This is a genomic window from [Zimmermannella] bifida NBRC 103089 (assembly GCF_001570925.1).
Classification (GTDB): Bacteria; Actinomycetota; Actinomycetes; order Actinomycetales; family Microbacteriaceae; genus Gulosibacter; species Gulosibacter bifidus.
Genome location: NZ_BCSP01000001.1, coordinates 326,831 through 346,121, shown reverse-complemented (window position 1 = coordinate 346,121; position 19,291 = coordinate 326,831). Strand labels below are relative to the sequence as shown.

19 protein-coding genes and 3 tRNA genes are annotated in these 19,291 nt (G+C 62.2%); 16 read left to right on the top strand and 6 right to left on the bottom strand.

Going from position 1 to position 19,291, the window contains the following annotated elements; all coding sequences use genetic code 11:
• Nucleotides 1–80: 80 nt before the first annotated feature.
• On the bottom strand, nucleotides 81–1,277 hold the full coding sequence (locus ZBI01S_RS01570; RefSeq protein WP_083524400.1) for a ribonuclease D: 1,197 nt from the start codon (nucleotides 1,275–1,277) through the stop codon (nucleotides 81–83).
• The gene (locus ZBI01S_RS01565) at nucleotides 1,264–1,860 is read right to left on the bottom strand and encodes a DUF3000 domain-containing protein (RefSeq protein ID WP_066055263.1); all 597 of its coding nucleotides are present in this window, start codon (nucleotides 1,858–1,860) and stop codon (nucleotides 1,264–1,266) included. The genes ZBI01S_RS01570 and ZBI01S_RS01565 overlap by 14 nt, the downstream gene beginning before the upstream one ends.
• A gap of 257 nt (nucleotides 1,861–2,117) precedes the next feature.
• On the opposite strand from ZBI01S_RS01565, the gene ZBI01S_RS01560 reads away from it, so the two are divergent.
• Nucleotides 2,118–3,350: an alpha/beta hydrolase family protein gene (locus tag ZBI01S_RS01560; RefSeq protein ID WP_066055261.1), complete on the top strand. Its 1,233-nt coding sequence runs from the start codon at nucleotides 2,118–2,120 to the stop codon at nucleotides 3,348–3,350.
• Between the two features lie 41 nt (nucleotides 3,351–3,391).
• On the opposite strand, the gene ZBI01S_RS01555 is transcribed toward ZBI01S_RS01560, so the two are convergent.
• The 3 genes from ZBI01S_RS01555 to ZBI01S_RS01545 form a co-directional block, all read right to left on the bottom strand.
• Complete coding sequence (locus ZBI01S_RS01555) at nucleotides 3,392–4,180, bottom strand: dihydrofolate reductase family protein (protein ID WP_066055258.1); 789 nt, start codon at nucleotides 4,178–4,180, stop codon at nucleotides 3,392–3,394.
• A 102-nt stretch (nucleotides 4,181–4,282) separates the two neighbouring features.
• Nucleotides 4,283–4,711, bottom strand: a complete 429-nt coding sequence (locus tag ZBI01S_RS01550; RefSeq protein WP_066055256.1) for a SufE family protein — start codon at nucleotides 4,709–4,711, stop codon at nucleotides 4,283–4,285.
• Nucleotides 4,711–5,619 (bottom strand): sulfurtransferase, encoded by a 909-nt coding sequence (locus ZBI01S_RS01545; protein ID WP_066055253.1) that lies wholly within the window; start codon nucleotides 5,617–5,619, stop codon nucleotides 4,711–4,713. Before ZBI01S_RS01545 ends, ZBI01S_RS01550 begins: the two co-directional genes overlap by 1 nt.
• 198 nt (nucleotides 5,620–5,817) lie before the next feature.
• Here ZBI01S_RS01545 and zapE point away from each other — a divergent pair, with 198 nt between their 5' ends.
• From zapE to ZBI01S_RS01510, 7 genes are all read left to right on the top strand, one after another.
• The gene (gene zapE, locus ZBI01S_RS01540) at nucleotides 5,818–6,807 is read left to right on the top strand and encodes a cell division protein ZapE (RefSeq protein ID WP_066055250.1); all 990 of its coding nucleotides are present in this window, start codon (nucleotides 5,818–5,820) and stop codon (nucleotides 6,805–6,807) included.
• 259 nt (nucleotides 6,808–7,066) lie between these two features.
• A tRNA-Gly gene (locus tag ZBI01S_RS01535) sits at nucleotides 7,067–7,139 on the top strand.
• 56 nt (nucleotides 7,140–7,195) lie between these two features.
• Nucleotides 7,196–7,266: transfer RNA gene (locus ZBI01S_RS01530), tRNA-Cys, on the top strand.
• Between the two features lie 41 nt (nucleotides 7,267–7,307).
• A tRNA-Val gene (locus ZBI01S_RS01525) sits at nucleotides 7,308–7,379 on the top strand.
• 202 nt (nucleotides 7,380–7,581) lie between these two features.
• Entirely contained in the window at nucleotides 7,582–7,965 is a 384-nt protein-coding gene (locus tag ZBI01S_RS01520; protein WP_066055247.1) for a hypothetical protein, read from the top strand.
• Between the two features lie 280 nt (nucleotides 7,966–8,245).
• Nucleotides 8,246–10,174 carry a threonine--tRNA ligase gene (thrS, locus tag ZBI01S_RS01515; protein WP_066055676.1) on the top strand — a complete coding sequence of 643 codons (1,929 nt, stop codon included), beginning with the start codon at nucleotides 8,246–8,248 and terminating at the stop codon, nucleotides 10,172–10,174.
• Nucleotides 10,171–10,776, top strand: a complete 606-nt coding sequence (locus ZBI01S_RS01510; RefSeq protein WP_083524398.1) for an HIT family protein — start codon at nucleotides 10,171–10,173, stop codon at nucleotides 10,774–10,776. Before thrS ends, ZBI01S_RS01510 begins: the two co-directional genes overlap by 4 nt.
• 19 nt (nucleotides 10,777–10,795) lie before the next feature.
• Here ZBI01S_RS01510 and pdxR read toward each other — a convergent pair whose 3' ends face one another.
• A complete protein-coding gene (pdxR, locus tag ZBI01S_RS01505; protein WP_066055245.1) occupies nucleotides 10,796–12,307 on the bottom strand; it encodes a MocR-like pyridoxine biosynthesis transcription factor PdxR in 1,512 nt (503 codons plus the stop codon).
• A gap of 107 nt (nucleotides 12,308–12,414) precedes the next feature.
• Here pdxR and pdxS point away from each other — a divergent pair, with 107 nt between their 5' ends.
• From pdxS to ZBI01S_RS01465, 8 genes are all read left to right on the top strand, one after another.
• Nucleotides 12,415–13,317, top strand: coding sequence for a pyridoxal 5'-phosphate synthase lyase subunit PdxS (gene pdxS, locus ZBI01S_RS01500; protein ID WP_066055242.1), 903 nt, complete (start codon nucleotides 12,415–12,417; stop codon nucleotides 13,315–13,317).
• Nucleotides 13,318–13,917 (top strand): pyridoxal 5'-phosphate synthase glutaminase subunit PdxT, encoded by a 600-nt coding sequence (gene pdxT / locus ZBI01S_RS01495; protein WP_066055239.1) that lies wholly within the window; start codon nucleotides 13,318–13,320, stop codon nucleotides 13,915–13,917. It begins immediately after the preceding gene.
• A 75-nt stretch (nucleotides 13,918–13,992) separates the two neighbouring features.
• Complete coding sequence (locus tag ZBI01S_RS01490) at nucleotides 13,993–15,297, top strand: M18 family aminopeptidase (protein ID WP_066055236.1); 1,305 nt, start codon at nucleotides 13,993–13,995, stop codon at nucleotides 15,295–15,297.
• 101 nt (nucleotides 15,298–15,398) lie between these two features.
• Nucleotides 15,399–16,160: a YebC/PmpR family DNA-binding transcriptional regulator gene (locus tag ZBI01S_RS01485; RefSeq protein WP_066055233.1), complete on the top strand. Its 762-nt coding sequence runs from the start codon at nucleotides 15,399–15,401 to the stop codon at nucleotides 16,158–16,160.
• A 42-nt stretch (nucleotides 16,161–16,202) separates the two neighbouring features.
• Nucleotides 16,203–16,838, top strand: coding sequence for a crossover junction endodeoxyribonuclease RuvC (gene ruvC / locus ZBI01S_RS01480; RefSeq protein WP_066055230.1), 636 nt, complete (start codon nucleotides 16,203–16,205; stop codon nucleotides 16,836–16,838).
• A 4-nt stretch (nucleotides 16,839–16,842) separates the two neighbouring features.
• Nucleotides 16,843–17,448 carry a Holliday junction branch migration protein RuvA gene (ruvA, locus tag ZBI01S_RS01475; RefSeq protein ID WP_066055670.1) on the top strand — a complete coding sequence of 202 codons (606 nt, stop codon included), beginning with the start codon at nucleotides 16,843–16,845 and terminating at the stop codon, nucleotides 17,446–17,448.
• Nucleotides 17,445–18,473, top strand: coding sequence for a Holliday junction branch migration DNA helicase RuvB (ruvB, locus tag ZBI01S_RS01470; RefSeq protein WP_066055227.1), 1,029 nt, complete (start codon nucleotides 17,445–17,447; stop codon nucleotides 18,471–18,473). Before ruvA ends, ruvB begins: the two co-directional genes overlap by 4 nt.
• Before the next feature lie 223 nt (nucleotides 18,474–18,696).
• Nucleotides 18,697–19,287 (top strand): metallophosphoesterase family protein, encoded by a 591-nt coding sequence (locus ZBI01S_RS01465; protein ID WP_066055224.1) that lies wholly within the window; start codon nucleotides 18,697–18,699, stop codon nucleotides 19,285–19,287.
• Nucleotides 19,288–19,291: the final 4 nt, after the last annotated feature.

The following is a 19,291-nucleotide window of genomic DNA, read 5'->3' as shown; positions in this document are numbered from 1 at the left end:
GTCGCGTCATTGCGACCGTGTCGTGGTTCAGATGGATCGCTAGGAGCCTAGCCACACCCTCCTGAAAAGTGCGCGGTCGCTTAGTGGGCTTCTACAAATGCGGCGGCAATCACCGGCGCTGCAATGTCGATCTGCCACTGTCGAGCACCGAGTGCCTGCAATTCGCGTGCGACTTCTTCGGGCGTCGATGCGGTTCCCTGCCAGGCGACCTGCCGCAAGTAGGCGGGCGTCAGCAGGTTTTCGGTGGGCAGATGCAATTGCTCGGCTCGGTCGGCAACGGCCGGCTTTGCCAGCTGCAAACGCTGGTGAGCTTCGGGGCGTTTGCGCTCCCAATTACGCACATGCGGCGGCGTTGACGGATCGCTCGGCGTGCGCGTCGGTGGATTCTGGTCGACCATGCCGGACTTGATGGCTTCCCACCAGCGGTCGAGCTCGGAACGCGATGCCTTGCCAGTGAACTTGTCGAGGGACGCGAGCTGGCCACGGCTGCGTGGCACCACGCGAGCGGCCGCGGTCAGGGAACGGTCAGGTATAAGCCGCCCCGGAGCCACATCGAGTTCACGAGCGAATGCATCACGCGCAAACCAGAGCGAACGCGCAATCGCCAATTGCTTGGGCGAACGCAGCTGCTGGATGCCGCTCATGCGTCGCCAGCGCTCCTCTGCCGTACGCGGGGCAAGGTCGCGGGCGAGTACATCAGCAAACTCGGCCCGGGCCCAGTCGGCCTTACCCGCAGCGGTGAGCTCTTCGGCAAGCTTGTCGCGCACATCCACGAGCAATTCGACGTCGAGCGCGGCATACGCCAACCACGAGTCGGGGAGCGGGCGTGTCGACCAGTCGTCGGCCGAGTGTGCCTTTGCCAGCTCAATACCGAGCAACTCGTTGACCACCGCACCGAGACCAACGCGTTCCTTGCCCAGCAGTCGGGCCGCGAGTTCGGTGTCGAACATGTCGGTCGGGTCGAGGCCGAGCTCTCGCATGCTGGGGAGGTCCTGGGTCGCCGCGTGCAGGATCCACTGCGCCGAGTCGATGGCCGCAGCCACATCCCGCAAATCGCCAAACGGCAGCGGGTCAATCAAAAAGGTGCCGGAACCGCGTCGGTACATCTGCACCAGATAGGCGCGATCCGAGTAGCGAAAGCTGGATGCACGTTCGGTATCGATCGCTACGGGACCGTGACCGTCGGCAAGTTTCGTGACCGCCGCATCCAATTCGGCACGGGTATCAATGACACGCAGATCGCCGCGCTGCGCACGCTGCTGATCAACGGAGGCCATGCAACTGCCCCGGGTGGCGCAGGACGGGTACCTCGCGCGTATCGACCGGCGGGAGACCGGCGAGCATACACAGCAACGTCGTCCACGCCTCAACATGGCCGCCAATGTCTAAGTTCTGTGGTGTCCACGATGCGCGCATCTCGATCTGGCTGCCCTCGCCCTGCTCGGCAATCTCGCCGAAGCCCTGTGAGTTCACGACCGTTACGGTACCGGACGCATAGCGGTAGTCCGCACCTGCCGAATCCAATGCATCCACCAGCCACGACCACGCCACCTCGGGCAGCATGCCATCGTTACCGATATCGGTCTCAAGCGGCGCCTGCGCAAAACACACGACGCGGAACGGACCGCGCCACGCATCAGGTTCGGATTCGTCGTGCAGCAGAATGAACCGGCCCGTGCCCAGTTGCGCAGACTCGCTCTCGTCTTGCTGCACATCGGCGGTCAGCGCATACGAGTGCGGGGCCAAGCCTTCGGGCGGACGGATTTCTTGCACGAGTAAATCACTGCGGTACTCGAGGGCACGGATGGACTCCGTCGCCACGTTGAATTCCGCTGGAACCGGATGCAAGCTAACGACCACGGAACGAGACTATGTACCCGCATTGGGCCCGGTAATTAGGCGCGCCGCAGAGCACGCGACGCGGCAGCGCGGAAACTCGCAACTGCATTAGGGTGCACGGTGCGTGATGCAGTTGTTCAGTAGCGGATGCGCGCTCGCGGGATGCGTGCGGGCACGGTAGTGCGATGGTGCAGATGCGACGGGATGCACTAAGGAAACTCGGTTCTGGCCGCGAGAGAATATCCGCAAAACGTTTCAACGAAAGGCGAGCATCGAGCGTGACCCCGCGTGAGCCATCCAGCGCTGCACCCGACCGCAACACCACTGCGCGTAGACGCGCCAGCGACGAATCGATCCGTGCCGCAGTTGCGGCAGCCGCGGGGGCGACCGTCGTTGTCGGTACCCTCATCGGCACAGCTGCCACGATGCTTGCCCGCTCGGTCGTCACCCCGCCGAATCGCACCCGCGAACCCGTACGCATCCACGATTTGATCTTCGACAAGGGCACGACCACATCCGGGCAAATCACCCTGGCACGGACGATCGAATCCGAAACCCTCGGTGACTACACCATTCTTTGGGACCACGACCAGGGCAAAGCCCGCTTGGGTGCCACCATCACGGCCACGGTCGACACCGTAACGCGCCGGTTTACCGAAGCTGAAGGTACGCCGCTCGCTGACGCTACGGCAGTGCGAGTTGCTTCGGCACCGCAGCGCGATATCGATGATCTTGAGTTGCCGTACGAATCAGTTGCCATTCCCGGTGAGCTCGGCGACATGCCCGCCTGGTTCGTACCCGCGCCAACGCCGGTTGACGGTAACTGGGTGATCCACGTCCACGGACGGGGCGCCACGCTCACCGAACCGCTGCGCGCCGTACCGTTCGTTGCTGAAGCGGGCTGGAACTCGCTCGTGGTTCGGTACCGAAACGACCTCGGTGCGCCGGCCGCGCCCACCGGCAAATACGGGCTGGGGCTCAGTGAATGGCGCGACGTTGACGCGGCGATCGAGTGGGCGATCAGTCGCGGCGCAACACGCATCATCTTGGCCGGTTGGTCAATGGGCGGGTCGATTGCGGCGCAAACGTATTTCAAGAGCGAGTTTCGCGACCGAATCGTCGGCATGTTCTTGGAATCGCCAGCCGTGAACTGGACCGAAACGCTGACCTATCAGGCGCGAAAGTTGCGCATGCCGGACTGGGTTGCGCGCCGTGGCATGGGGCTACTCGACTCACCACTCAGCCGCACGCTCGTTGGCATTGATGAGCGCATTGACCTTGCCGAACTCGATCTCGTCGCTCGCGCCGAAGAGTTCGACGTGCCGATCTTGCTGTTGCATTCGGTGGCCGACACCGTCGTGCCGGTGACCGCGAGCCAGGCTCTCGCCACGGCACGCCCAGACATCATTCGCTACGTCGAATTCACGCAGGCACGTCACACGCGTCTTTGGAACGTCGACCGCATCACCTGGGAGCGCGAAGTGCGCGAATGGTTCACGGCGCTCGCGTAAGCGCAGTAATTTCCGCGAGATGGGGCGCCGTTGCAGTCGGGTTACTGCGCAAACATGCGCTGGTAGACGAAGCCCAGCGAATCCTCGATCAGCAGCTCACGCGAGAACTCGGTACCGAGCGACGACGCCGGCAGGGAAGGTGCGTCCTGCGGGCCGAACAGCGGCGCCTGGGTCAAACAAACTTCGTCGAGCAAACCCGCGTCGAGGAACTGGCTGATGAGGTTTCCGCCACCTTCGACAACGAGCTGACGCATCCCGCGTGCGTTGAGCGCAGTCACGAGTTCACGCAAACTCACCTGGTTGTCGTCGCATTCGAGCGCGATGAAGTTTGCACCGGGCATGGTCGCACAGGCACGTTCCCGTGCCGATTCGGGACCGCAAACGTAGACGAGATTCGCGGCGTCGTCTTCGTGGATGCGGTGTCCCGACAGGTCACCCGACATCGTGACGACGCAGAGTTTCGTCGGTCGCGTCGTGGCGTGGCGCTCCTGTCGCACGGTTTGTGCGCCAACGACAACCGCATCGCTCAGGTCACGAATCGTGCGCAGGATGCGGCGATCGGCTCGGTTTGAGAGCGAATCCGAGGTGCCGTCTGGGCCGATCACGCGACCATTCAGCGTGCCGATCATGTTCATCCGCACCCAAAGCGGTTCGGGTGCGGCGTAGCACTCGCGCAACCAGGCATCGGTCGCGGCCATGTCGGTGAGTTCGTGGCGCTCATTGCGATCGCCGTCGAGTCGTCGAAGCCAGGCCGGTGCTGGCATGGATGCGGGGTCGCGCCAGACGCGCTCTGCCGCGCTCAATTCATCCACAGCACCAAAATCGTTCATGATTCAAAATGATGTCAGAATGTTGCGACGCCTGCAGAAACCGGTTAGGCCTCGCTGACGACGAACATGACCAGTTGCGTTGGCCTGATCTGCGCGACCTGCTTAGTTTGCTTCGAGTGCCTCGCGCACCTGACGCTTCACGCGTGCGAGCATGCCCGTCATACCGTTCAAACGCAGTGGCGACACCTGCTTGGTGATACCGAGCTCAAACGGGAAATCGTGCGAAATCTCAAGGACCTCGGCGGGAGTCAGACCGTTGATGCCCTCGACGAGAACTGCCGCGAACCCGCGCGTCGTCGGTGCTTCGGCAGGTGCCTTGGCAAAGAGCTCGACCCGGTCTTCGCTCACCTCAGTCGTGATGAACACGGGGGACTGGCACTCTTCTACGCGCTCGAACTCGGCATCTGCATAGCGCTCGGGAACCTCGGGCAGGCCGTCGGCGAATTCGAGCAGGAGCAGCAAGCGGTCGCGCTCGGGAACGGCGTGAAACTCATCGCATATGGTCTGCAGCGACTCGGGGAGCGTCGACATCAGCGAACCTCAGCGAGCGAGCCGCGCTCGGCACCAGTGACGATCGGCGCACCAACCAGCGAACCCCATTCCGTCCACGAGCCGTCATAGTTGCGCACATTCGTAAAGCCGAGCAGGTACTTCAGCACGAACCACGTGTGGCTCGAACGTTCACCAATGCGGCAGTAGGCAATCACGTCATCGGCGTCGCCAAGGCCGAGCTGCGTGCGGTAGATCTCGTCGAGCTCAGCACGCGTCTTGAACGTGCCGTCTTCGTTTGCCGCCGTTGCCCACGGCACACTGTGCGCGCCGGGGATGTGACCCGCGCGCAGCGCCGATTCCTGTGGGTAATCGGGCATGTGCGTGCGCTCGCCGGTGTACTCCTGCGGGCTGCGAACATCGATCAGCGGCAGGCCTGCTTCAAGGTGCGGCACGATGTCATCGCGAAATGCACGCAGGGGAGCGTCGTCGCGGGTCGGTACTTCGAAGTTTGTGGGTGCCACATTTGGCTTCTCGCGGGTGATCTCGCGACCTTCGGCGATCCACTTGTCGCGTCCGCCATCGAGCAGGTGGACATTGGTCATGCCAAAGAGTTCGAAAACCCACATGGCGTAGGCAGCCCACCAGTTCGACCGGTCACCGTAGATAACGATGGTTGATTCCGGGGTGAGGCCCAGACGCGAGGCGAGTGCAGCGAAGTCGTCGGGGGAGAGGTAGTCGCGCATAACCTCGTGGTTGAGGTCGGTGTGCCAGTCGATCTTGCGTGCACCGGGAATGTGGCCGGTCTCATACAGAAGCACGTCTTCGTTCGATTCCAGGATGATGAGTTCGGGGGCATCCAGATTTGCTTGGAGCCACTGCGTGCTCACCAGTTTTTCTGGGTGTGCGTACTCGAAGAACTTCGCGGACGTGTCCTGGGTAGTCGACATGCTTACTTCCGTTCGTGTGGGGTGACGCGGTAACGGCCATGGATTCGGCCGAGACGCTCCATCCATTGTGCCCAGCTTGGCTGGTGGGTGCACCTGTGTTCGTCAATAAGCGTAACCTTGTCGGAATTGTTGGCTGAACGTGGGAGAGACACATTGGTCGAGGGGACCTTGGTGCAGCTCAGTGGGCTGGTACCGCAAATGACACCGGAACAGATGGTGCAGGCGCTGGTGCCGCCGCCGCAGTTCGACCATGTGAGTTTCGAAAACTACAAGCCCGACGCAGACCACCCATCGCAGGCAGAAGCCCGTGACATTTGCCGCGCCTTTGCGCTGCGCAGCGCAAAAAGTGGCGGCGGACTCATGCGCATGTTCAAGAAGAAGGATGCGGCGGTTAAGCCCGGCGTGTACCTCGACGGTGGCTTCGGTGTGGGTAAGACGCACTTGCTTGCGGCGACCTGGCATGCGGCAAGCGGTCGCAAATACTTCGGCACGTTTATTGAGTACACCGCGCTCGTGGGTGCCCTTGGGTACAAGAACGCGGTTGAAGCGTTCCGTGGTGCCAGCCTGATCGCAATCGACGAGTTCGAACTCGATGACCCGGGCGACACCATGGTTATGACGAAACTGCTCGGCGAGCTGGTCGAAAGCGGCACGCGTATTGCCGCCACCTCAAACACGCCACCGAACGCGCTCGGTGAAGGTCGATTTGCGGCGCAGGACTTCTTGCGTGAGATCACCAAGCTGGCCGGTGTCTTCCAAACTATCCGCATCGATGGCGTTGACTACCGACGCCGTGCGGTCGAGGGCGAAGCGGTCATGACCGAGCCAGCCCAATTGCAGGCTGAAGTGGATGCACGGCTCGCGCAGGGCGAGACCGTCGCGCGCGACGACTTCCGCTCGCTCATCGACTACCTCGCCACGGTGCACCCGTCGAAGTATGTGCGGCTCATTGACGGTGTCGACACGCTCGTGCTCGATGATGTGCAGGAGCTCACGGACCAGTCCGAAGCGTTGCGGTTCGTGGCGTTTATCGACCGTGTCTACGACGCTGAAGTGCCCATCATTGCGAGCGGGCACAGCCTCGATTCGGTGTTTGGCGGCGGCATGATCGACGGTGGGTACCGCAAGAAGTACCTGCGCTCGGTATCGCGACTCATCGCATCCACGGGTGCGGCACACGCGGGCTAACGCAGCGCACCGAATCATCCGAACATGCCCCGGCAGAAACCTGCCGGGGCATGTTTCGTGCCGAAATCTGCACGCGGTGACGCGAAAACCTGCACGGATGGCGGGTGAATTACATCGTTGCAACACGCCGGATGGGGAAAAATAAAGCGGTTCTGATCAGGGGATTTAAAAACTCGTATAGCTCCGATTTGCAAAGCGTGCTGGAGTTCGATTAATGTTTCTCGAGTGCTGAACGCGGCAGGAACGCCGCAGAAGCCACGCGGATGTAGCGCAGTTGGTAGCGCATCACCTTGCCAAGGTGAGGGTCGCGAGTTCGAGTCTCGTCATCCGCTCGAGTGTGAACTGGGTGAGTTTTCATCCCGGGATGCACGGGAATAGATCCCAACACGGTGACGTGGCCGAGAGGCGAGGCAGCGGCCTGCAAAGCCGTATACACGGGTTCGAATCCCGTCGTCACCTCGGCGGATTCCAAACGGATCCAGCGGTTCTCCTAGAGATTCGCGCGATTGGCGCAGCGGTAGCGCGCTTCCCTGACACGGAAGAGGTCACTGGTTCGATCCCAGTATCGCGCACACAGGATTTGATGGCCACCTTCGGGTGGCCGTTCTACGTTTCCACCACCTGCAAAGCTGGCCTCAACATGGATGGGGCTGGGGAGTTGCGGCCCGCTTTGCATGGTAAGGCGCCCGTGAACTGTGCGAAGGCGGCCGCAACTTGTGGTGGGTACGCACGCCGAGGCAGCGCAGTGCAACGATTCGACGTAGCATCGTCAGCATGCGTTCACGTGCCCTGATTTCGATTGCTGCCGCGACACTTCTGCTCACCGGATGCACCGGTGGCGAGTCCGTGCCACAGAAAACCGGCAAGCCAACGAGTTATGACTCGCTCGAAGCACTGCGCGACGCCTTCATCGCTGCCGGCGGCGAATGCCCAAGCTGGGAAGAAATTGATCCGGGTGATTACGACGCCCAAGCTGGCCGCTGCAACGATAAGGTCGTCATCGCGATCTATAACAAGCCCGAAGAACTCGAGCATGCCATTCAGCGTTCCAAAGACCTGGCCGTGGGCACGCACCTACTGGTCGGCAATAACTGGATGATTAACGTCGAGAACCCGCAAGACTTCGTCGATGCGCTCGGCGGACGCACAGTCAGCTAGCCAATAAGCATCGCTGGCCGGAACCAACTGTGACTGGCGCGAACACCGTGACCTCGCGCATCCAAACAACTGCAGTAACCGCAGGGCGGGCGACCACCGTAGAATTAAGTGTTATTGCAAAACGAACCTGCCCACATTTGCGTGGCAGACCAACCGAGGAGTCGATGTGACCGCATCTGCAGCCCAGCCTGAAGCCGACGTGTTGCGGGTAGAAGCCACGACAACCACCGACGGATTCACGCTCTTCGCCGATGCGCCAAAGCAGCCCGCGGTCGTCGCCATGCGCGTTGACGGCCAGCTGCTCGACCTGTTCCGTGAAGTACCTGCGGGCACCATCGCCGAAGCCGTCACCATCGACAGCGAAGACGGTCTCAACATCCTGCGCCACTCGGCTGCACACGTCACCGCGCAGGCTGTGCAGAACCTCTGGCCAGACGCCAAGCTCGGCATCGGTCCGTTCATTACCGACGGCTTCTACTACGACTTCGACGTTACTGAGCCGTTCACTCCCGAAGACCTCAAGCGCATCGAAAAAGAGATGCAGCGCATCGTCAAGCAGGGGCAGCGTTTCGCGCGCCGCGCAGTAAGCGACGAACAAGCACGCGAGGAACTCGCATCCGAGCCGTACAAGCTCGAACTCGTATCCCTCAAGGGTGGCGCGGGTAGCGATGCTGGCGAGAACGTCGAGGTTGGCGCGGGCGAACTCACTATCTACGACAACGTCGACCCAAAGACCGGCGAAACGGTCTGGTACGACCTTTGTCGCGGACCGCACCTGCCCAGCACTAAGCTGCTCGCCAACGGTTGGGCACTGCTGCGCAACGCCGCTGCTTACTGGCGCGGTAGCGAAAAGAACCCGATGCTGCAGCGCATCTACGGCACCGCCTGGCCATCAAAGAACGAGCTCGTCGAATACAAGACTCGACTCGAAGAAGCTGCCAAGCGCGACCACCGCCGCATCGGCAACGAGCAGGATCTCTTTTCGTTCCCGGACGACATCGGTTCGGGCCTGGCCGTGTTCCACCCCGCCGGCGGCATCATCCGCTACGAGATGGAAGACCACTCGCGTCGCCGTCACCTCGAAGAGGGCTACAGCTTCGTCAACACCCCGCACATCACCAAGGGTGAGCTCTACGAAAAGTCCGGTCACCTCGACTGGTACCGCGACGGTATGTTCCCGCCGTTGCAGGTTGACGCCGAAACCGATGCTGAAGGCAATATCCGCAAGCCGGGCGTGGACTACTACCTCAAGCCCATGAACTGCCCGATGCACAACCTCATCTTCGATGCTCGTGCACGCAGCTATCGCGAACTGCCGCTGCGTCTGTTCGAGTTCGGTACCGTTTACCGTTACGAAAAGTCAGGTGTGCTCCACGGTTTCTCGCGTGCTCGCGGTTTCACGCAGGACGACGCGCACATCTACTGCACCCGCGAGCAGATGCGTGACGAGCTCACCAAGACGCTCGACTTCGTGCTGAGCTTGCTGCGTGACTACGGTCTCGACGACTTCTACCTCGAGCTGTCGACCAAGGACCCAGAGAAGTTTGTTGGTAGCGACGAAGTTTGGGAAGAAGCCACGAACACGCTGCGCGAAGTTGCCGAAGCTTCGGGTCTTGAGCTGGTTCCGGATGAGGGCGGCGCCGCGTTCTACGGCCCCAAGATTTCGGTGCAGGCTCGCGATGCGATCGGCCGCACCTGGCAGATGTCGACCGTGCAGCTCGACTTCAACCTGCCCGAGCGTTTCGACCTCGAATACACCGCAGCAGACGGCTCGCGCCAGCGCCCGGTCATGATTCACCGCGCGCTATTCGGCTCGATCGAACGCTTCTTCAGCGTGCTCGTTGAGCACTACGCCGGTGCCTTCCCCGTGTGGATGTCGCCAGAGCAGGTCGTTGGAATTCCGGTTGCTGACGAATACGTGGACTACCTCGCCGGTGTTATCGACCAGCTCAAGGGCCTGGGCGTTCGCGCTCGCCTCGACGACTCGAGCGACCGCATGCCCAAGAAGATCCGTACGCACACCAAGGCGCGCATCCCGTTCCAGCTCATTGCCGGTGAAGAAGACCGTAGCCAGAACGCGGTATCGTTCCGCTTCCGAGACGGCTCGCAGCGCAACGGCGTGCCGGTTGCCGAGGCGATTGCATGCATCCAGCGTGCCATTCGCGAGCACCGCAACATCAACACCGCTGAGGACCTGACCGCAGCATGACCGGGGACCGCGACGTAACCCATCCGGAAGACGCGATTCAGGCGCCCGATGTGCAGCCTGAATATGCGGCCGAGTTTGTCGGTGAGCCGGATGGGTTCGAGCGCACCTGGGTGCCACACCGAATGGTGTACCTGGGCAACGACAAGCGAGACCGTACGCACGAAAACGTGTGCGTATTTTGTGCCGCACCGGAGAAGAGCGACGCCGACGGGCTGATCGTCTACCGCGGCGAGACTTGCTACGTCGTGATGAACCTGTACCCGTACAACACGGGGCATTTGCTGATTTGCCCGTACCGTCACATCGCCACCTACGACCAGTGCGACGAGGCCGAGATCCTCGAAATGGGCACACTCACGCAGCGAGCCATGCGGATCCTGAAGCGGCAATCGGGCGTAGCCGGATTCAATATTGGGATGAACCAGGGGCAGGTTGCGGGCGCTGGCGTTGCCGGGCACCTGCACGAACACATCGTGCCGCGCTGGGCAAATGACGCGAACTTCATGCCGATCATCGCGCGCACCAAGCCGATGCCTCGATTGCTGGGGGAGCAGCGTGCTGAGCTCGCCCGCTGGTGGCAGGAGTCACTCGAGCGCGATTAGGCGCGCCGTACCCCTGCCACTACAGCACGGCGCGGAGTCGGCGCAGACCCTCGGCCAGTTCAGCGTCGGTGAGGTGGGCGTAACCGATCACGATGCTGCCGCCGCTGGCCGGGCCGGTTGATGCGGCCGGGGTGGATGCGGTGGGCTCGGCAGCTGCGGCCACTGGTTCGGCACGGTTCCAGTACTCGCCACCGGGTTCAACCAGCACGTGCGCGCTCCGGCAGGCGCGCAGCATGCCGGACTCGCTGCGCCGTGAGTGCAGCACAGCGTGCAAACCACCATCCATCGGCGACACGGTCAGGTGTTCCACCTCGGCAAATGCCTCAAGTACGGCCGTGCGTCGCTGACGGTACGCTCGGCGCATTCGCGCGGCACGCCGGGCAAGTTCACCCGAATCCAGGTACTCGGCAAAGGCGCGCTGCACCACCGATGACACGGGCGACCCGAGGTCAGCGCGAGCGTCAATGAGCCGTGGTCGCAACGCATCCGGAACACACAACAAACCGATGCCAAGCCCCGGCGCAACCGTTGTCGTGAACGTACCGAGCAGTACCACCGTGTCGTGATTGGGTTCGTCGAGCGCGGTGAGTGTCGGCAGTGGTCGGCCAACATAGCGAAGCTCCGAGTCGTAGTCGTCCTCAACGATCAGCACCGATTCTTGGCGTGCCCATTCGAGTAGCTCGAGTCGGCGGGTGATCGGCAGCGTACCGCCGAGCGGGTACTGGTGGCTTGGCGTGACGATAACGAGGTCGGGGCGTGAATCGCCCTGAGGGAGGGCATTCGTGCGTAGACCCTGGTCGTCGACCGGGAGCGGAACCAGCGTGCATCCGAGCCGCTGCAGCGCCAGACGCAACGACGGATATCCGGGGGATTCGACGCCAACGCGAAGCGGTCGTCCCGGTCGTTCCGCTGCGAGGGTGAGCACGATCAGTGCGAGCCCGTCGCGGCCACCTGCGGTGGCCAGATACTGGTTTCGGTCGCGCGCGAGCCCGCGCATCCGGCGAAAATACTCGCTCACGGCAGACAAATACTCGGGGGCACCGCCAAGGGGGGCGGCTTCGAACTCGCCGTCGGCCGCATTGCGCCACGCGCGGCGCCAGGCGGGCGTGCTCAGGTGCTCGCTCGATGACTGCCCCGGGAGCATATTGACGGTGACTGGTTGTGCCGGATGCAGTGCCGGCGTTTGATGCGTGCGTGTCGGTTTGGTGCGTGGCGCTCGGGCATGCGGTCGAGGTCGGTCGGCGGTGGTCTCTGGGTGGGTGATGGCCAAACTCGGATTGACTCGGGTGGCGGCGCCGCGCTCGGCAACCACGTAACCTTCGGCCGCAAGCTGCTCGTACGCGGTCACGACGGTTCCGCGCGAGACCCCCAGCTGCTCGGCCCATGCGCGCGTTGCCGGCATGGCATCGCCGGGTTGCAGGATGCGGTCACGGATCAATTCGCGCACCGCCGTCACGAGCTGTTGGGGGAGCGAAACCGTGCTGGTGCGATCGAGCGTGATCGCGAGCTCTGCCGAAACTGCTGGACGCATCGTTGCCTCATTGTTTTCTCGCCGCGGAACTCCCGGCAAAGTGGTCTAATGAAAGTCGTTCATTCTGGATCTTACGTTAGGCCACTTTGTGGCGCAGCATGGTGCCTATGACCAACAACACCACTGAATCCACTGTCGGAACCGACCGCGTCAAGCGCGGACTTGCAGAAATGCTCAAGGGCGGCGTCATCATGGACGTCGTCACCCCAGAGCAGGCTCGCATCGCTGAAGATGCCGGTGCCGTCGCCGTCATGGCGCTCGAGCGTGTTCCTGCTGACATTCGCGCACAGGGCGGCGTCGCCCGTATGAGCGACCCCGACCTGATCGACTCGATCATCGCCGAAGTTTCGATCCCAGTTATGGCCAAGGCCCGCATCGGCCACTTCGTTGAAGCTCAGGTGCTGCAGTCGCTCGGCGTCGACTACATCGACGAGTCCGAGGTGCTGAGCCCAGCTGACTACATCAACCACATCGACAAGTGGGACTTCAACGTGCCATTCGTTTGTGGTGCCACCAACCTCGGTGAAGCGCTCCGCCGCATCAACGAGGGTGCCGCCATGATCCGTTCGAAGGGTGAAGCCGGTACCGGTGACGTTTCGGAGGCCATGAAGCACATCCGCACCATCAACGCCGAGATCCGCAAGCTGCAGAGCATGACCAAGGACGAGCTCTACGTTGCCGCTAAGGAACTGCAGGCTCCGTACCAGCTCGTTGCTGAGGTTGCCGAAACCGGCAAGCTGCCGGTCGTCATGTTCGTTGCCGGTGGCGTTGCTACGCCTGCCGACGCTGCCATGATGATGCAGATGGGTGCTGACGGTGTCTTCGTCGGCTCGGGCATCTTCAAGTCGGGTGACCCTGCAGCTCGCGCAAAGGCCATCGTGCAGGCAACCGCATCGTTCGACAACCCCGACAAGATTGCCGAAGTTTCGCGCGGTCTCGGTGAAGCCATGGTCGGCATCAACGTTGCTGACCTGCCCGCACCGCACAAGCTCGCTGAGCGTGGCTGGTAAGTGGTGCAATCACCAAAAACGATTGGTGTCCTCGCGCTCCAGGGTGGCGTACGTGAGCATGTCAATATGCTCGCTGCCCTGGGGCGCGAAGCCCGTTTAGTGCGCGATCCAGCCGACCTGGCCGCCGTTGACGGGTGCATTATTCCTGGCGGCGAATCCAGCGTCATGGACAAGCTCTGCCGTATGTTCGAGCTGCAGCAGCCGCTGCGTGACCGCATCCAATCGGGGATGCCGGTGTTCGGTACCTGCGCGGGGCTCATCATGCTTGCCGACCGCATCGTTGACGGTATGGCCGGACAAGAGACCCTCGGTGGCCTCGACGTTACGGTTCGTCGCAACGCGTTTGGTTCGCAGGTGGACTCCTTCGAAGCCGACCTGGATGTACCAGAGCTTGGTCCCGAACCATCGCACGCCGTGTTCATCCGCGCCCCGATTATTGAATCGGTCGGGCCCAAGGCCCGCACGCTCGCCGACGTTAACGGTCGGACTGTTGCGGCAATGCAGGGCAACTTGCTCGGCATCTCGTTCCACCCGGAGGTCACTTCCGACACCCGGTGGCACGAATTGTTCTGTCGTATCGTGGATGGGATCACGCCGTAACCGCGGCCACCGCACCGTCAACCCGACCGCGATGCTCAAGACCCCGGGCATCCACGATGGAGGCACGAAGAACTCATGGGCATTGCTGAAACCGATCGCACGACCAGCGAAAGGCTCGTCACCGAGCTGCAGCAACTGGTGATGGCCTCGCCAACCTCGTACCACGCGGCACACTATGTGGCACAACAGTTCGAGGGTGCGGGTTTCACCCGTCTCGAAGAAACCGAGACGTGGCCGCAAGGTGCCGGTAACTACGTGCTCGTGCGCGACGGTGCGGTGATCGCCTGGCGGATTCCCGAGCAGGCGACGCCGCACACTCCGGTTGCGATTCTCGGGGCTCACACCGACTCGCCAGGCTTCCGCATCAAGCCGACGCCGCAAACGGCGCGGTCGGGGTGGCAGACCTTGAACGTCGAGGTGTACGGCGGGCCGCTGCTGAACTCGTGGCTTGACCGCGACCTGCGAATCGGGGCCCGCTGCATCCTGCGCGACGGTCGGCAGGTACTTGCCGCGACCGAGCCGGTCGCGCGCATCCCGCAGCTGGCCATTCACCTCGAGCGTGGCGCGAACGACGGGCTGACGCTCGACAAGCAGCAGCACACGCGCCCGGTGATCGGTCTCGACGTCGATGGCGGCGCAAACACCCTGCGCGAATTGCTCGCCGCGGATGCGGGTGTCGCAGTCGACGAGATCGTCGCGATGGACGCGTTTGTCGCCGATGGCCAAACGCCAGCCCAGCTTGGTGCTTCGGGTGAGCTGGTGGCTTCGGGCCGCCTGGACAACCTCGCCAGCGTCCTCGCCGGTACGCGCGCACTGCTCGCTGTTACCAATCCTGAAGGCGTCATCCCCGTGTTTGCCGCGTTCGACCACGAAGAGGTCGGGTCGGAGACCCGCAGCGGTGCCGGTGGGCCAATGCTCCGTGACGTGCTGCAGCGCATCGGTTGGATGCTCGGTGCAAGCGACGAAGATCGCGTTCGCGCCCACGCGGCCAGCTGGTGTGTATCCAGCGACGTAGGGCACAGCATCCACCCGAACTACGCGAACCACCATGACGATGACACCCAACCCGTAACCGGTGGTGGTCCGATTCTGAAGATCAACGCGAACCAGCGCTACACCACGGATGCTGCCGGCGAAGCACTCTGGCGCCGCTGCTCAGCAACTGCGGGAGTGCCGGTGCAGGCGTTCGTTTCGCGCAACACTATTCCATGCGGCTCGACGATCGGGCCGATCACCGCAACGCGGTTGGGTATCCGCACCGTCGACGTGGGGATTCCGATTCTGTCGATGCACTCGGCACGAGAACTTGCCGCCGTGCGCGACCTCGACCACCTCGACCGGGTGATTCGAGCATTTTTCGCGCGGCCTGCCAGCGACTAGCCGGCGATATACCGGTAGAAGGCATAAACTAGATGGTCGGTCGTTGTTATCGACCACCGACGAATCACCGTCGGCGAGAATTTTGAGGCTGAGGGGAAAACATGGCAGGGCATTCCAAGTGGGCAACCACCAAGCACAAGAAAGCCGTCATCGATGCCAAGCGAGCGAAGAGCTTCGCGAAAATGATCAAGGTCATCGAGGTCGCTGCGCGTGCCGGAGGCCCTGACCCCGCCGGTAACCCCGCCCTCGCCGACGCCATCCAGCGTGCCAAGAAGATTTCGGTTCCGAACGACAACATCGATCGCGCCGTCAAGCGCGGCGCCGGCCTCACCGGCGAAGCGGTTGTGTACGACACCATCATGTACGAGGCCTATGCCGCCGGTGGCGTCGCCATGCTCATCGAATGTCTTACCGACAACAAGAACCGTGCCGCAGCCGAAACCCGTCTCGCAATTTCGCGTTCGGGTGGAACCATGGCCGACCCGGGTTCGGTGGCATTCAACTTCGAGCGCAAGGGCGTCATCGCGATTTCGCACGAAAACGGCACTCCGACCGAAGATGACGTTCTGATGGCAGGACTCGACGCCGGCCTCGAAGAAGTGATCGACCACGGTCAGACCTTCGAACTCCGCACCGAGGCAAGCAACATGACGGCAGTACGCGACGCACTGCAGGAAGCCGGTATCGACCACGAATCGGCTGATGCCGAGTTCGTTGCCAATGTACTCGTACCGGTCGACCTCGAGACTGCCAAGAAGGTACTGGCGGTTATCGACGCCGTCGAAGACCTCGATGACGTGCAGAACGTCTTCACCAACATGGAAATTCCTGCCGAAGTGCAGGAGCAGCTCGACGCTGAATAGCACCGAGCTGTCGATCACCGGCAGCAAGCTCGGTCAGTTTCTATGAGCAAACGCATTTTGGGTATCGACCCCGGCCTCACACGTTGTGGTGCCGGGGTCGTTGACTATGGTTCCGACCGGCGGATGCGGTTGGTGCACGTCGAAGTGATCCGTACTGCTCCCGGCACCGAACTACCCGAACGACTGCACAGCATCGGCAGCGGCATCGAACGCCTGCTTGATGCCTACGAGCCACAGGTGCTTGCAATCGAACGGGTCTTTGCTGAGCAGCGAAACCTCAATACGGTCATGGGGGTTGCCCAGGTGATCGGCATCGCCATTCGTGAGGCGCAGCGCCGGGGGATTCGCGCCCAATTGCACACGCCTTCGGAAGTAAAGGCTGCGGTGTCAGGCTACGGTCAGGCCGAAAAGGCGCAGGTGGCCGAGATGGTGCGACGCATCTTGCGGCTCGCTGACGCACCAAAACCCGCCGACGCTGCGGATGCGCTCGCACTGGCGATCTGTGCGGCTTGGAAAACGCCGCTGGTCGATATGACCCCAAGCGCGCGCACGCACGGCTCGGGCACGCACACGAAACCCGCGGCTGTACCGGGCACAACTCGCGCCATGACGCCGGCGCAAGAAGCGTGGCTCGCCGCTGAACGTGCCAGCAAATCAGGGCGCGGACGCCTACGCTAGCGACGTGATTGCGCAGCTGACCGGAAGTATTGTCCACCACGGAGCGACCCAGGTGGTTATTGAAGTGGCCGGTGTCGGATACGCCGTGCAGGTCAGCCCGACGCACGCGCTCGAACTGCGGCTCGACCACATCACCACCATCGTTACCGCGACCATCGTTCGCGACGACGCGATTTCGCTCTTCGGATTCCGCAGTTTTGCCGAACGTGAGGTGTTCGACCTACTGACCGGTGTACCGAGCGTCGGCCCTAAGTCCGCGATGAGCGTGCTCTCGCAGCTCACGCCAGCAGAACTTGCGGCCGCGATTGCCGACGAGAACGTTAATGCGTTCAAGAGCGTGTCGGGTGTCGGCCCGAAGACCGCGAAACTCATCATTCTGAAGCTGAAAGACAAGCTGACACCCGTTGCATCCGCCAGCGGCGCAGCCGCCGCAAACACCGGCGTTTCGCACTCCATGCGTCAAGACGTGGTGGATGCACTGGTCGGGCTGGGTACACAGCTCAAGGTTGCCGAGCGCGCCGTTGACGAAGCGCTCGAATCTGCAGAACAGGGCGCCACCGTACCGACGCTGCTGCGCGCATCCCTCGCCATTATTGGAGCGAAGCGATGATGGATGCGGATAGCTGGGACGTTGACCCGGCAGACGTGGTTGATGCTAGCGGCACCGAAAGCGAACTCGAGTTCGAGTCGTCGCTGCGGCCAAAGGCGCTTGACGAGTTCGTTGGGCAGACGAAAGTCCGCTCGCAGCTAGAACTGCTGCTTAAGGCGGCAGAGCTGCAACAGCGCACGCCCGACCACATTCTGTTGGCGGGTCCTCCCGGTCTTGGCAAGACGACCCTCGCGATGATTGTGGCCAATGAGACCGGGCGCTCGCTGCGGTTAACGTCGGGCCCGGCGCTGCAGAACGCGGGCGACCTGGCGGCGGTGCTCTCAAGCATGGTCGAAGGCGAAGTGCTCTTCATCGATGAGATTCACCGTATGGCTCGCACGGCCGAAGAAATGCTCTATCTCGCGATGGAAGACTTCCGCATCGACATCATGGTCGGTAAGGGTGCAGGTGCACAGTCGGTGCCGCTCGACCTCGCGCCGTTTACCGTGGTTGGTGCAACGACACGTGCGGGGCTCTTGCCTGCACCGCTGCGCGACCGATTTGGGTTCACTGCCCACCTCGAGTTCTACGAGACGCACGAACTCGAGCGGGTACTCGCACGAACCGCGAATCTGCTTGAGCTTGAGGTGAGCGAACCCGCCCTCGCACAGTTGGCGGGCCGCTCGCGCGGCACTCCGCGAATTGCCAACCGCCTGCTGCGTCGCGTGCGCGACTATGCGCTGGTGCACCAAACGGTGGCGGATGCGGCGGCTGTTGACTCGGCGTTGGCGCTCTATGACGTGGATGCGCAGGGGCTCGACCGCCTCGACCGTGCCGTTCTCGAGACGCTCATTACGCGGTTCAATGGGGGACCGGTCGGTGTGAAGACCCTGGCGGTAACCGTCGGCGAAGAAGCGGAAACGGTCGAAGCGGTGGTTGAGCCGTTCCTTGTTCGGATTGGCATGATTGCGCGCACGCAGCGTGGTCGCATCGCGACACCGGCGGCCTATGCACACCTCGGGCATGCGATGCCCGAGGGACGCTGAGTCGCGAATTCTGCGGTAGAAACGGTGCGTTTGCGCCGTTCGCGGTGAACTTTTCTACCTGGGTAAACGCTGAGTAAAGCCTTCAGACAGCCTGATTGAACTCTCGCTTGAATGTGAATTTTCAACATGCTTCACCTGGTGCAATAGGTGCATCGTCAGGCGATTTCGGCTGGCGATTTCGTATGCGCTAAGCGCATGAGCCACTACCTACCAAGGATGAAGCATGAACAATCTCGTTCGTAGCGTGTGCTTCGGAGCTGCTGGTCTGCTGACTGTGCTCGGAGCCTCGACTGCCGCGATTGGACAGGAAGTTCCAACTACCGAGCCTGTGGCGAGCGACCTGGACATCATGGTCGCAACCGACATCCACGTTCTTGCCGATGAACTGCACGAGACCGCTGATGGAGTCCCCACCGAAGACTTCCAGCGCGCCATCGACGGTGACCGCAAGATGATGCCGGAAAGCCAAGAGATCTTCGAAAAGTACATCGACCAGGTGATCGCTGAGCAGCCTGACGTCCTGATGATTTCGGGTGACCTCACCAAGGACGGCGAGATTGCAAGTCACAACGAAGTTGCCGCTCAGCTAGACCGCGCAAAGGCTGGCGTTCCTGGCCTGCAGATCTACATCACCAACGGTAACCACGACATCAACAACCCGTCGCACTCACGCGACTTCTCGGTACAGCCATCGGTGCAGGCGCCATTCGCGACGCCGGATGACTACGCCGAGATCTACGATGCGTACCTTAACCAGGAAACGATCACTGAGCACTACTCAGTGCCAGAAGGCGCCCAGGCAGGACGCTTCTAGCTCG